The following is a 12,879-nucleotide window of genomic DNA, read 5'->3' as shown; positions in this document are numbered from 1 at the left end:
ATGAAAGTATTTAAGCAAACACATTACTGAGGATAGGCATATGAGTAGCACTATAGTAAGTACGATGAATAAAGCTAAATTAGTGGTGATTGGTAACGGTATGGTGGGACATCACTTTATCGAGCGAGCCATAGAAAAAGGCTTACACGATCAGTTTGAGATTCACGTATTTGCTGAAGAGGATCGCCCAGCTTATGACCGGGTGTATCTATCGAGCTATTTTGAACATAAAGATGTGAGTAAACTAAACTTAGTGGACTTGAGCAGGTATGAGGATGCGCAGATTCAGTTGCATCTCAATCAGCGAATCACAAACATCGATGCCGCCAATCAATGTATCAGCACGGAAGACGGTACCCAGATAGACTATGCTGAATTGGTACTAGCAACAGGCTCCTATCCGTTTGTGCCGCCAATTCCAGGGCGCGAGCATCCGCACTGTCATGTCTATCGTACGATTAAAGATTTGGATGATATTCTCAGTACTGCTGAGCAGCCAAAAGTCAAAAAAGGTGTCGTGGTCGGGGGTGGCCTGCTTGGCCTTGAGGCAGCCAAAGCCCTAGTCACACTAGGATTAGAGACTTACGTAGTCGAGTTTGCGCCTCAGCTGATGGGCGTACAGCTCGATGCTGCTGGCGGTGATATTTTAAAGCGTAAAATTGAAGGCCTTGGCGTCAAAGTACTAACAGGTAAAAATACTAAGGCCATTATCGACAATACCCTATCGGATGAAGCATCGTGTCATTTAACCATGCAGTTCGCTGATGATACCTCATTAGATACCGACATGATCGTCTTTAGTGCGGGTATTCGTCCGCAAGATGGCATTATCAAAAGCAACCCTGAATGCGGTATTGAAATCGGCACCCGTGGCGGTATTATGATTGATGAAGCCTGCCGTACCAATGCCCCGAATGTATATGCCATTGGAGAATGCGCCGTATGGGACAACACCGTTTTTGGCTTGGTCGCGCCAGGTTATAGCATGGCCAGTATTTGCGCCGCTCAAATTGCAGGCGATCACGCTCAGACCTTTACAGGCGCTGACATGAGCACCAAGCTCAAATTGATGGGTGTAGATGTGGGCAGTATCGGCGATGCGCACGGTGCAACAGAAAACAGTTTGAGCTATTTATACCAAAACCCTGCTGAGGGTATCTATAAAAAACTGGTAACCACAGCGGATAATAAGCGGCTACTGGGCGCTGTATTGGTAGGTGACACTGAGGATTACAACAATCTCTTGCAGCTATTTCTAAACGATATTGACCTGCCTACCCATCCTGAAAGCCTGATCCTACCCAACGTAGAAAAACCCACCATGGGTATCGAGAACCTGCCCGATAGCGCCACGATTTGCTCTTGTTACAACGTCACCAAAGGTGCTATTTGTGCCGCCGTTGAAGACGGTGCCTATACCATGGCAGAGGTAAAATCATGTACCAGTGCCGGTACAGGCTGTGGTGGCTGTGCTCCCATGGTGAAAGACACATTAGGTTATCAACTAACCGCGCTTGGTTTTGAAGTCAATAATGATCTGTGTGAGCACTTTGCTTACTCACGTCAGGAGTTGTATAGCTTGATTCGAGTACAAGGCATTAAGACCTTTGATGCGCTATTAGATGGGCACGGTAGTGGTCATGGCTGCGAGATTTGCAAACCAACCGTTGCCTCTATTTTGGCGTCATGCTGGAATGATTATGTACTCAAACCCGAACTCACGCCACTGCAAGACAGCAACGATTACTATCTAGGCAATATTCAAAAAGATGGCACTTATTCGGTCGTGCCGCGCGTACCTGGCGGTGAAATTACTGCAGATAAACTCATCATACTCGGACAAGTCGCCAAAGAGTTCAATCTGTATACCAAAATCACTGGCGGTCAGCGCGTCGACTTATTTGGCGCACGTTTAGACCAACTGCCCGATATTTGGACACAACTGGTAGATGCTGGGTTTGAGACAGGGCATGCTTATGGTAAATCTCTGCGTACAGTGAAATCCTGCGTGGGTAACAATTGGTGTCGCTACGGTGTCGATGACAGTGTGGGTTTAGCACTTAGACTAGAAGACCGCTACAAAGGAGTACGCTCACCACACAAAATAAAAATGGGCGTATCTGGATGTACCCGTGAGTGCGCTGAAGCGCAAAGCAAAGATTTTGGAATTATTGCCACTGAAAAAGGCTGGAATCTCTTTGTCTGCGGTAATGGTGGCATGACCCCGCGTCATGGAGAGCTATTCGCAACGGATCTCGATACGGATACAGTTGTCAAATATATCGACCGTATTATCATGTTTTATATCAAGACCGCAGATAAGCTTCAGCGTACCTCCAAATGGCGCGAGAGCCTTGAAGGTGGACTTGAGTATCTACAGGCCGTTATTATTGAGGACAGTTTAGGTATCGCTGAGGAGCTAGAGTCACAGATGCAACTACTCATCGACAACTATGTTTGTGAATGGAAAGCCACCATTACTGATAGTGAAAAACTCAAACGTTTCCGTCATTTTGTTAATAGTGAGCAAGGCGATGACAATGTGGTATTCGTCACTGAGCGAGAGCAGATTCGCCCTGCAACCGATATCGAAAAGACGCAAATAAAAGTGACCGAATTGGCGTAATCTTAACGTGTCAGCGTCTATTAATATTAGACGCTAAAAAGCATTTTTTGTTGTTGGTCTCATTTATATTTTACTATTAAGGATCTTCTGATGACTCAGCTCACTGTGTGCAAAATCAATGATATTATTCCCGAGACAGGTGTCTGTGCGCTCGTAAACGGAAAACAAGTGGCTATTTTTTGCACCAAGCAGACACAGTTATTTGCGCTTGATAATTATGATCCGTTCAGTCAAGCCAACGTCTTGTCTAGAGGTCTGATTGGCGGCACGACTATTACCAACGAGGATGGCTCTGCTGAAAATGTGCTATATGTCGCCTCACCTATTTATAAGCAGCGCTTTAATCTGGTCACAGGTCAATGCTTAGATGATGAAAACATTATACTCGACACGTATATAGTCGAGCTTGATGGTAGCGATGTCATCGTAAAATATAACTAGGTATTTGTGTGTCTAGTGCATACTACCTTCTAGACTATTTAAGCAGCCTTTGGCTTTAAGAGTCGAAGGCCGTTTTATTCTTCATCAAACCTTTTGTCATCCCCTAATAAATTAATGAGACTGATATCTGCTAGGAAATTATCGATGTTAAACAAGATTAGAAAAGCTATTTGTGACTGTAGTGATCAACTAATTTTAGACACCTGATATTAGGCCACTGAACGAGTTGTCTCTATTACAGCTTATTCGAATAACTTTTTGCTATCATAGCAGAATTAAAAAATATTATTTTTATCATAAAACCAACTCATAACTCGTACTACGTCCTGATGCTACAGATTTTCGCATCATACCCTTCTCTATTAAATCATTGATATCTCGTAGTGCAGTGTCTATAGAGCATTTGGTCATAGTCGCCCATTTCTTAGTGGTAAGTTTGCCATAAAAATCAGTCAGCAAAGTATTTAACATTTTCACCTGCCTGTCATTCAAAGCATGCTGTCGATGCGTCTGCCAAAAGCCCGCCTTACTGATAATTTTATCCGTGGTTTCTTGAGCTATAATGAGGGATTGCTCTAGCGTTTGCAAAAACCACACCAGCCAATCCGTGATATCTTTATCACCTTTTTGCGTACGTTCTAGTATTTTGTAATAGTCGTTGCGCTGTTTGAGAATTTGCGCTGACATACTATAAAAGCGTTGGGCACTGTTATCGCTTTTTGCCAGCATTCGTTCTGTGAGTGCTCGTGTTAGTCGTCCGTTTCCATCATCAAATGGATGCAGAGTCACAAACCATAAATGAGCAACACCTGCTTTTATGACCAAATCTATATCGTCTTGCTTATTTGACGAAGTATTAAACCATAATAAAAATTTGTCTAGCTCATCTGGCAACCTATCTGCACTGGGGGCAATAAAATGAACCTGCTCACGACCATACCCTCCTGACACTACTTGCATTGGCCCATGACTATCATCACGGATACTGCCTGCTTGAATACGATAAAGCCCACTATATCCATTTGGAAATAATGCTCGATGCCATCCGAGTAGATCATCTAACAATAGTGGCTGTTGATAACGATAGGTGGCACTTAGCATCATCTCTACCACGGCATCGATCTCACGAGTAGTGGTTGGCATGCTGGCATTATCCAGCCCTAAATGCCGCGCAACTGAGGAACGCACTTGATCGTTATTTAGAGACTCCCCTTCTATCTCAGAGGTTTTGACAATCTCTAAAGTCACAGCATCTAATTGCGCCTCAACATTTAACTCAAACCCTAGCGTTAGCAATTTTCCTAATAAACGACCTTGTAATATTCGCACCCGACTGACGAGTGGCAATAGCTTTTTGTCCGACCATTGCCACTCAGTCCAGTTTGAATGCTCATGAATATAAGTAATATGCTTCATATATTTCTCAATAATATGCAGAGATTAAAAGAACAATCTCCTTATATTATGCAGAGAGTAGATAATAGAAACAATACCTAGTAATTTTAAAACCAGAAAATTGGCCTTAACCATCAAAGCATTAAAGAGGAATTCTTAATAAAATTACGCGGCTTTTTGCTCTAAGCAGGCTTGAGTGGAGGTAAAAAACACTATAAAAATATAGTGCCTAAATACGAGTTAAACTTTATATTACGATAATATATATCTTAAATTTTCATCTTTACAATAGTTAAAACCCAATAAAATCAGTATATATAAGATAAAGTCACTTCTTACATTTTGGTTTACCTACCTTGACATGCTAGAGGGTGCTGCCTTTCATTCAAAATTTCAGGCAGCACCCTCATACATTTAAGCGTCGGTATGATCTGGTAGTTTACTAGCCAAAACATCTACTTTTTCAATAGACGGTGGCTCTGAAAATAGCTCATCGGCCTGATCCATCAAAGCAGCTGCAACCTTGCCAGATAAATGTGCTTGGCGACCCGCCTCATCAGGAAATGCATCAAAAATACCAAATGTTGTAGGTCCAAGACGTAGGCCAAACCACGCAACTGTCGCAGGTTCTTCCATTACAATAGGTAAACCGGCTTTAAGGAAAGCTTCCACTTCGTCTTCTTTACCCGGTTTAGCTTCAAGACGGACATATAAAGCTGTTTTAAGCATGACTAAAACTCCATAATTGATTAGAATTAAAACTGATTCTGACATTTCTAATATATGCATGTCAGAAAGTTTTGTTGTATGAAAGTTAAAAAAATTCCCATAGCTGAGCCAAAATCTGGGTTTTTATTTCGACATAATGCTATTGTTGCAGAATTGCACCACATTCCACATTGTCTTCTAACGATTTTTCAATCGCTTGCGTCTGACCTTTGATCTTTCTGACACGTAGAAGAATCTTTTTTTGTCTTCAACCTGATTAGGCATCAGACCTCCTTATTTGCTAGCATTAATACTATAGTACCCATAGTATAAAAAAAGCAATATTTTTTATAAACCTTAAAAATTTAGGTCGTGTTTCAAAAAGTATGCTGAGATTAAATGAAGTCACCATTGGCTCTGCAACTGGATACCATAATTAACTTTCCGAATCTTTACAGTAACTTATAAAATTAAACTTCTGACATACTCCCCCCTCACTTTCGACTAACTCTTTACGAAACAGGTTTCTCAGGGATTTTAAAAGCAAAAGCTCTTAGGCGACTTCCTCACGGATTTAGGCATGCTTTCTGCTTCACAGAGCGACCTTTACCGCATCTTTCCTCCACAGACAAAGTGGTATGTCCTACCGCTAGAATATTGCGAGAAGCATTAATATCCGTATTCTTGCTAAAGCCACACTCAATACTGAACTAACACATCTAATCCGAGGCCTTATTTTACAATTATTTCCCTCAATACCTATAGTGAAAAGCTTACCAATACTTTGCTGCCAGTCTTTAAATGCAGTGATAAAACTATCCCATTGATTACTTGAAATTCGGGTATAGTGAATAACTGTTTCAACTAACTACAAACCTGTTGCACTTGTGTTTTGAATCTACTTTCTATACTTGAAGTGTCAACAGACTCTATACAAAATCTGAGAAATATATGAGTGCAGAAGCCACATCTATCAGCCTTCTATCCCCTGTCATACTGCTCACAGCGGCAGTGATTTCAGTCCCCTTAATAAAGCGCCTAGGATTAAGCTCGGTATTGGGATATTTAATTGCAGGATTAATTATTGGTCCATTTGGACTAGCGTTTTTCTACGATTCTGCGTCTATTCTGCATATTGCTGAGCTTGGTATTGTGATGTATCTGTTTGTGATTGGACTAGAAATGCGTCCATCGTATTTATGGAGTTTAAGAAAAGAAATTTTTGGATTAGGCGCATTACAGATTAGTGCCGGTTCATTGGGGTTAACGGCGGTAGGCTTGGTCTATGGCTATTCTTGGCAAGTGAGTTTTGTGTGTGCTGCGGGCTTTGTACTCACCTCGACTGCAATTGTGATGCAACTTTTGGGAGATCGTGGAGACATTGCTCAACCACGAGGACAAAAAATTGTCTCGATCCTGCTTTTTGAAGACTTATTGATTGTACCTTTATTGGCAATTGTCGCTTTTATCGCACCGAATCATGTTGTTGAAAGTACTTCTACGCGTTTGCAGAGCATTGGGGTTGGTTTAATCTCAATTGCAGGTTTAATCGCTGCTGGCTATTGGTTGCTTAACCCTTTATTTCGCTTATTAGCCGCAGCCAAAGCCCGTGAAGTCATGACTGCAGCAGCACTCTTGGTGGTGCTCGGCGCAGCATTACTGATGCAAGTCAGTGGCTTATCAATGGCAATGGGGGCATTCCTTGCAGGGGTATTACTCTCCGAATCCACTTTTCGCCATCAGATTGAAGCAGATATTGAACCGTTTCGTGGCATATTGCTCGGATTATTTTTTCTAGCCGTAGGCATGTCATTAGACCTTGACGTCATAAAAAATAACTGGGTGTTAATTTTAAGTGCTGTACTTGTGCTGATGTTTGTCAAAGCATCCATAATTTATCTGATTGCACGCCTGACCAAAAGTTCACACTCTGAAGCACTCGATCGCGCATTACTAATGGCTCAAGGGGGGGAGTTTGCTTTTGTACTCTTTGCTGCCGCCATGAGTGCTCAAATCATTAGTGCTGATGAAAGCTCAAACCTGAATGCGATTGTAGTCTTGTCGATGATTTTGACCCCCATCATAGGCATTCTGTTTAAACGTTTTACCCAAACTACAGAACAAACTTCTTTAGAAAATATCCGTATTGCTGAAGGACTTTCTGGAAAAGTCCTGATGATTGGTTTCGGTCGTTTTGGACAAGTCTCAAGTCAATTATTGCTTGCTCGAGGTATTGACGTGACCATCATTGATAATGATATCGACATGATTCAAAACGCTGAAAGATTTGGATTTAAAATTTAGGGGCTGTAGTAGATAAGGATTAAATATCACACCATTTTCTCAGGAATTTTAGCTGATTAGATGGTGAACCATAGTTAAATCTAAACTCGCACTCTTTTAAAAACAAATGGAAGTTTTTCTTATTAATCCCATTATACTTTCTGAGTGTTCGTTTAGACTGATTCCAGAAGTTCTCAATGCCATTGATGTGATTGTTTTTATCGCAAGTGAACTCTATAGAGTGATTGACTCTGAAATGTTTAAACTCGCTCACATCCAGTGCATTGTAACTTCGATAGCTATCCGTATAAACAAAGCTGTCAGGCTTGATTTTACGCTTAATAACAGGCATTAGAGTAGTCTGTTTGGTGTCTGCTACGACAATGGTATACACCTTACCGTTTCGTTTTAGAATACCAAATACAGCGGTTTTACCAGCAGCCCCGCGACCTCTTTTGCCTTTGCGTACACCGCCAAAGTAACTTTCATCTAATTCGACCTCACCATCAAAAAGCTCATCAGCTTCTAATGAGAGATGGTAATCTATCACAAGTCTTATTTTATGATAAAAAAGTGCAGCAGTATTAGGCTGAATATCAAGCAAATCTGCGGCTGTTCTAGCAGTCACTTCAGCTGTGAAAAACTCTAACAGCCTTCGCTGTACTTTTTTACTTAGTTTACAACGGGTTATCTTCATAAAAGTAGTCTAGCATAGTGCTTATCTACTACAGCCCCAAAATTTATTATGGCGATGGTTCCCGTTTAGATATTTTACATGTCTCAGGAGCAGATACGGCTGAAGCAATTGTTGTTTGCGTAGACCACAAAGAAACGACGAATAAGATCGTAGAGTTGGTGCAACATGAATTTCCTATGGCCAAGTTACTGGTTCGCTCTTATGACCGTGAACATGCGCTGCATTTAGCAAAACAAAATGTGGATTACATGATACGCGAAACCTTCGAGTCGGCAATGCTATTTGGCGGTGCAATTTTAGAAGAACTGGGTGTTGACCAGGGTGATGTTGAAGAAATTAGCCAAGAAATCCGAGAACGAGACAAAGAACGTTTTGAAACTGAAATTGCAGCAGATGATGTCTATGCTGGTATCGGCTTGCAATATACAGGACCGCGTCCGACTGCACCTTTAATTACACCAAAGCACACAGGGCAAATTCTGAATGAAGAGGGCTCTCAACATTGACTACTCCACCGGCAATATTCTCCCCGATTAATGAAAGCTCGGTTAATAAATTTTAGGTGCAGGATGATTCATTTGAAAATTATATTGTGGCATAAGCCTTAGAAATAGTTTTGTGCAACAAAGCATATCTTTAGTGAGCGGATGATATTTATTATTCATTATTTAGGAATTATTAAATCCTATAAATATCATTTATTGGATTAACTTACTTTGGTACTGTGCATATCATCCCCCAGTTAAGAATAAGGAACAACTATGAATAAGATGATGAATGCGCTTATCCTAGAAAATTTTGGTGATCATGAATTTAAACGTGTAGAACTCCCTATACCTCAACCAGAGGCTGGGCAAGTTCTAGTACGTATTCATGCTAGTGGTGTAAACCCTATTGATTATAAAATTCGTCTTGGTGAAGCAACATATGCTATGCCAGAGCTTCCTGCCGTGTTGGGAACGGATATGGCTGGGGTTGTAACTGCTGTTGGTGAAGGTGTCACCCACTTCAACGTCGGAGATGAAGTTTACGGTCTGATTGGTGGCGTCCGTGGTCTTCAAGGATCTTTAGCAGAATATGTTGTAGCAGATGCTGATCTGATCGCATTAAAGCCACGGAATATCTCTATGCGCGAGGCAGCAGTACTACCATTGACGTTCCTCACCGCTTGGGAAGGTTTAGTGGATAATGCGAAGGTCCAACCAGGGCAAACTGTACTGGTTCAAGGCGGTGCTGGTGGCGTTGGTTATATGGTGGTTCAGCTTGCAAAAGCACTTGATGCAAATGTTTGGGCGACTGGTCGTACAGCTGATCAATCACTGATTTCAGAACTCGGTGCAACACCTCTCGATTACACAACAGTATCTTCCGATGACATTATTGCTGCAAGCCCTGAGGGTCAAGGTTTTAACATTGTTTACGACACTGTGGGTGGTCCAGTACTCGAAGCGTCACTTTCCATGACGACTCACTATGGCCACATCACCAGCTGTGCTGCATTTGGCAATCATAATTTAGCGAATTCATCTCTACGGTCTGCCACACTGTCTGGCGTATTCGTCCTAATGCCGACGTTAACAGGCAATCGCCGTTCTCATCATGGTGATGTCCTTAAGACCGCGACTCGTCTCGTTGAGGAAGGTAAACTGCGTGCTATTGTTGATCCTCGTCATTTTACTCTAGACCAAGCGATTGAGGCTCATGATGCTGTTCAAGATCGCTCTGCTAATATTAAGGTAGTTATCGATGTCATTTAACGCACTTCAGGCCAAGACTTGGCGCTTCAATTGTATTGGAGATACAGATGTTCTGACATTAGAAACACTTCCTGTTGCTTTACCAGCCGCAGGAGAAGTTCTAATACAGATGAAAACGATCGGACTCAACCGGGCCGATGTAATGTTTCGGCGTGGTACTTATATTCAAAAGGCAGTATTCCCTTCTCGTCTGGGATATGAGGGAGCAGGCATAGTTCTTGCGATAGGTGAAGGTGTACGCCAATTTTCTCCAGGAGATGCAGTATCGATTCTTCCGACTGACAATCTAGCCAAATATGGGACATATGCGGACAAGCTTCTGATTCCAGAAAATTTTTTAGTTCACAAACCCGATAGTTTAAGCTGGGAAGAAGCTTCTTCAATCTGGATGCAGTATTTGACGGCTTGGGGTGGTGTAATCCATGCTGGTGGATTATCGAAAGGAAAAACGATCTTCATCACAGCAGCTTCAAGTAGCGTAGGACTAGCTGCGATACAGATAGCTGAAGCAGCGGGAGCTAAGGTTATTGCAAGTACACAGACGATAGAGAAAAAGCAACGTTTACTGGATCTCGGTGTTAAAAATGTTATAGCCAGTGAAGATGAACCCGATTTGTATGAGGCCCTTGTTTTACGTTTAGGTGGAGAACATCTTGATGTCGCCTTCGATGCTGTAGGAGGGCCACATATTGAACAGATTGCAAAAGCGATGTCTGTGGGAGGAACTATGGTTATGCATGGTGCACTTAGCCCGGAGAACACACCATTTCCCCTTAAAGTTGCATTACGCAAGAGCTTAACCATGCGAGGTTTTTTGTTCCTTGAGGTTCTCCATGACCCTGTTCTAAGGGAGCAAGCCAGACGATTTATTCTTAGCAGTATAGGTGCAGGATATCTTCGTCCAGTGATCGACCGTTGCTTTAACTTTGAGGACATGCATGACGCTCAGCGCTATCTTGAATCAAATCAGCAAATAGGAAAAATTGTAGTTACTCTAAATACATGATGGTCTTATCTGATTCAGGTTTCTATATGGCCCAGCACTTCCACTAAGTAATCAAACAATGCTCGGATTCGCAAAGGTGTCGGGCCCCGCTGTGGACGATATAAATACAGGCGCCAAACGGGAGAGGTTTCCTCATGAAGTATCTGAATGAGCTTACCACTCCTAAGCCACGGCAAAACTAGAAATCCAGGCATGTGTCCGAATCCAACTCCAGCGAGAATAGCTTGAAATTCAGCTTCTAGATCATCTGTAATAAAACGGGGCTTTGATGGCGTAAAGCTTCGACTTTCGGTGAATGTCCATGGCCAGTAACGCCCTGTTTTATGATCGACTAGTGCTGTTAGAGGGTATTTATCAAGGTCAATAATTTTTTTGGGCATTCCAACCTTATCAATTAACTCTGGCGTACCCACAGAATAAAATTTCACTTTAGCCAATTCCCTTGCCACATATCGATTGTCCGGCAAAAATCCAAATCTGATCCCGATATCTATCCGCTCATCGATCACATCCGAGTGTGAATCTGTTAGCACACAATCCACGACAATATCTGGATAACGTGTGGCAAATTCTGCTAGTGCAGGTACTACCACTTTACGCCCTAACACAGACGACACAGTAATACGGACAGTCCCACGCATTTCATCTCGTTTTTCCTTGGTGTCTTTTACAAGCAAAGCATCGATCGATTCCACCGCAAGACGTGCTTGCTTTGCCAGACGCTCACCATCAGCGGTAATTTTAATTTGTCGAGTACTCCTGTAAAACAAAATCTCTCCGCGCTGCTCTTCTAGCTCTTTTATTGCCCGTGTCACTACCTGTGGGGAAATACCCAGTTGAGTTGCTGCCTCTTTAAAATTTCGAGACTCTGCTGCGACACAAAAGATACGCATCATTTCCAATTTGTTCTGCATGTCCAATCCTGTGTTATAGTAATTATTCCGTAAATAGGAATTCTGAAAGACAATATTATTCATTTATTATACCTAGCAAGGCTGTAATACTTAACCCTCAAATATGATTGACAGATAGGTTGAAGGTTACTTGTATGAATAATATAGAAAATAAAGTTATTGTTATCACTGGTGCAAGTAGTGGTTTAGGTGAAGCTACTGCTCGCTTACTTGCTAAAAAAGGTGCAAAGGTTGTAATTGGTGCTAGACGTACTGAAAAATTAGAGGCTATTGTTCACGACATTCGTGCTGAAGGTGGTCAAGCTGAATTTACTGGTGTGGATGTAACCAAACCACATGAAGTACAAGCACTTATTGAAAAGGCATTAAGCGCATTTGGTCAAATCGATGTATTGGTAAACAATGCTGGATTGATGTCTATTGCACCATTAAGTGAGCTAAAAGTTGATGAATGGGATCGTATGATCGACATTAATATTAAAGGTGTTCTTTATGGTATAGCAGCTACCCTACCTGTTTTCCAAAAACAAAACTTTGGACACTTTATTAATCTCTCATCTGTTGCAGGGGTAAAAGTATTTAGTCCAGGAGGTACGGTTTATAGCGGTACTAAGTTTGCTGTAAGAGCCATCTCTGAAGGCCTTCGTCATGAAGTTGGGGAAACAATTAGAACGACTACTATTGAGCCTGGTGCAATTGAGTCAGAACTAAAGTTCGGCTCTTCTCATAAAGAGAGTTCAGAGTTTGTTACTGATTTCTACAAACAAGCCATACCAGCTAACTCAGTCGCTCGAGCAATTGCTTATGCAATTGAACAGCCTGCGGATGTAGATATTAATGAAATTGTTTTGCGCCCAACGAGCCAAGAGTTTTAATGATTGAATAACATAAAATGGGAGCACTTCGCTCCCATTTTTACTAGGGCGTGTTGAACATTCGCAAATAGGCACTGCTGATCGCTAAAATTGTTCCAGACAAGGCACAAAGCGACGATAATGCAGATGCCTTAGCGAGATTTGTAACGCAGTATGGGGCAATTTTAGCATCAGCCC

The 12,879-nt window shown here is 41.9% G+C and carries 9 protein-coding genes and 5 pseudogenes; 7 read left to right on the top strand and 7 right to left on the bottom strand.

Annotation, left to right across the window (positions count from 1 at the left end; translation table 11 throughout):
• The first annotated feature begins 40 nt into the window (after nt 1-40).
• Both nirB and nirD read left to right on the top strand, forming a co-directional pair.
• A complete protein-coding gene (gene nirB, locus BTW00_RS12425; RefSeq protein WP_075107672.1) occupies nt 41-2,626 on the top strand; it encodes a nitrite reductase large subunit NirB in 2,586 nt (861 codons plus the stop codon).
• Nucleotides 2,627-2,716: 90 nt separating this feature from the next.
• Nucleotides 2,717-3,067 carry a nitrite reductase small subunit NirD gene (gene nirD, locus BTW00_RS12420; protein ID WP_075107671.1) on the top strand — a complete coding sequence of 117 codons (351 nt, stop codon included), beginning with the start codon at nt 2,717-2,719 and terminating at the stop codon, nt 3,065-3,067.
• A gap of 294 nt (nt 3,068-3,361) precedes the next feature.
• Here the strand turns inward: nirD and BTW00_RS12415 are convergent, their stop codons facing one another.
• From BTW00_RS12415 to BTW00_RS13860, 5 genes and pseudogenes are all read right to left on the bottom strand, one after another.
• Complete coding sequence (locus BTW00_RS12415; RefSeq protein ID WP_075107670.1) at nt 3,362-4,483, bottom strand: Fic family protein; 1,122 nt, start codon at nt 4,481-4,483, stop codon at nt 3,362-3,364.
• A gap of 393 nt (nt 4,484-4,876) precedes the next feature.
• Entirely contained in the window at nt 4,877-5,191 is a 315-nt protein-coding gene (locus BTW00_RS12410) for a putative quinol monooxygenase (protein WP_075107669.1), read from the bottom strand.
• A 142-nt stretch (nt 5,192-5,333) separates the two neighbouring features.
• Nucleotides 5,334-5,455 (bottom strand): annotated as a pseudogene (locus BTW00_RS12405) (metal-sensing transcriptional repressor); the annotation flags it as partial.
• A 268-nt stretch (nt 5,456-5,723) separates the two neighbouring features.
• Nucleotides 5,724-5,874 (bottom strand): annotated as a pseudogene (locus tag BTW00_RS14320) (RNA-guided endonuclease TnpB family protein); the annotation flags it as partial.
• A gap of 14 nt (nt 5,875-5,888) precedes the next feature.
• Nucleotides 5,889-6,023: pseudogene (locus BTW00_RS13860) on the bottom strand (IS1 family transposase); the annotation flags it as partial.
• Between the two features lie 98 nt (nt 6,024-6,121).
• On the opposite strand from BTW00_RS13860, the pseudogene BTW00_RS12400 reads away from it, so the two are divergent.
• Nucleotides 6,122-7,471 (top strand): annotated as a pseudogene (locus BTW00_RS12400) (monovalent cation:proton antiporter-2 (CPA2) family protein); the annotation flags it as partial.
• Between the two features lie 22 nt (nt 7,472-7,493).
• Here BTW00_RS12400 and BTW00_RS12395 read toward each other — a convergent pair.
• The gene (locus BTW00_RS12395) at nt 7,494-8,150 is read right to left on the bottom strand and encodes an IS1595 family transposase (protein WP_075105864.1); all 657 of its coding nucleotides are present in this window, start codon (nt 8,148-8,150) and stop codon (nt 7,494-7,496) included.
• A gap of 38 nt (nt 8,151-8,188) precedes the next feature.
• Between BTW00_RS12395 and BTW00_RS12390 the strand changes: the two are divergent.
• The 3 genes and pseudogenes from BTW00_RS12390 to BTW00_RS12380 form a co-directional block, all read left to right on the top strand.
• A pseudogene (locus BTW00_RS12390) lies at nt 8,189-8,656 on the top strand (NAD-binding protein); the annotation flags it as partial.
• A gap of 255 nt (nt 8,657-8,911) precedes the next feature.
• A complete protein-coding gene (locus tag BTW00_RS12385; RefSeq protein ID WP_075107667.1) occupies nt 8,912-9,907 on the top strand; it encodes a zinc-dependent alcohol dehydrogenase family protein in 996 nt (331 codons plus the stop codon).
• Nucleotides 9,897-10,913, top strand: a complete 1,017-nt coding sequence (locus tag BTW00_RS12380; RefSeq protein WP_075107666.1) for a zinc-dependent alcohol dehydrogenase family protein — start codon at nt 9,897-9,899, stop codon at nt 10,911-10,913. Before BTW00_RS12385 ends, BTW00_RS12380 begins: the two co-directional genes overlap by 11 nt.
• A gap of 14 nt (nt 10,914-10,927) precedes the next feature.
• Here BTW00_RS12380 and BTW00_RS12375 read toward each other — a convergent pair whose 3' ends face one another.
• Nucleotides 10,928-11,827, bottom strand: coding sequence for a LysR family transcriptional regulator (locus BTW00_RS12375; protein ID WP_058024914.1), 900 nt, complete (start codon nt 11,825-11,827; stop codon nt 10,928-10,930).
• A gap of 134 nt (nt 11,828-11,961) precedes the next feature.
• Here BTW00_RS12375 and BTW00_RS12370 point away from each other — a divergent pair, with 134 nt between their 5' ends.
• Nucleotides 11,962-12,702 (top strand): SDR family oxidoreductase, encoded by a 741-nt coding sequence (locus tag BTW00_RS12370; RefSeq protein WP_075107665.1) that lies wholly within the window; start codon nt 11,962-11,964, stop codon nt 12,700-12,702.
• The last annotated feature ends 177 nt before the right edge of the window (nt 12,703-12,879 follow it).

It is taken from the genome of Psychrobacter sp. C 20.9 (genome assembly GCF_001921765.1).
Taxonomy (GTDB): Bacteria; Pseudomonadota; Gammaproteobacteria; order Pseudomonadales; family Moraxellaceae; genus Psychrobacter; species Psychrobacter piscatorii_B.
Note: the sequence above shows the minus strand (reverse complement) of the source record. Positions and strands in the feature narration are given on the sequence as shown.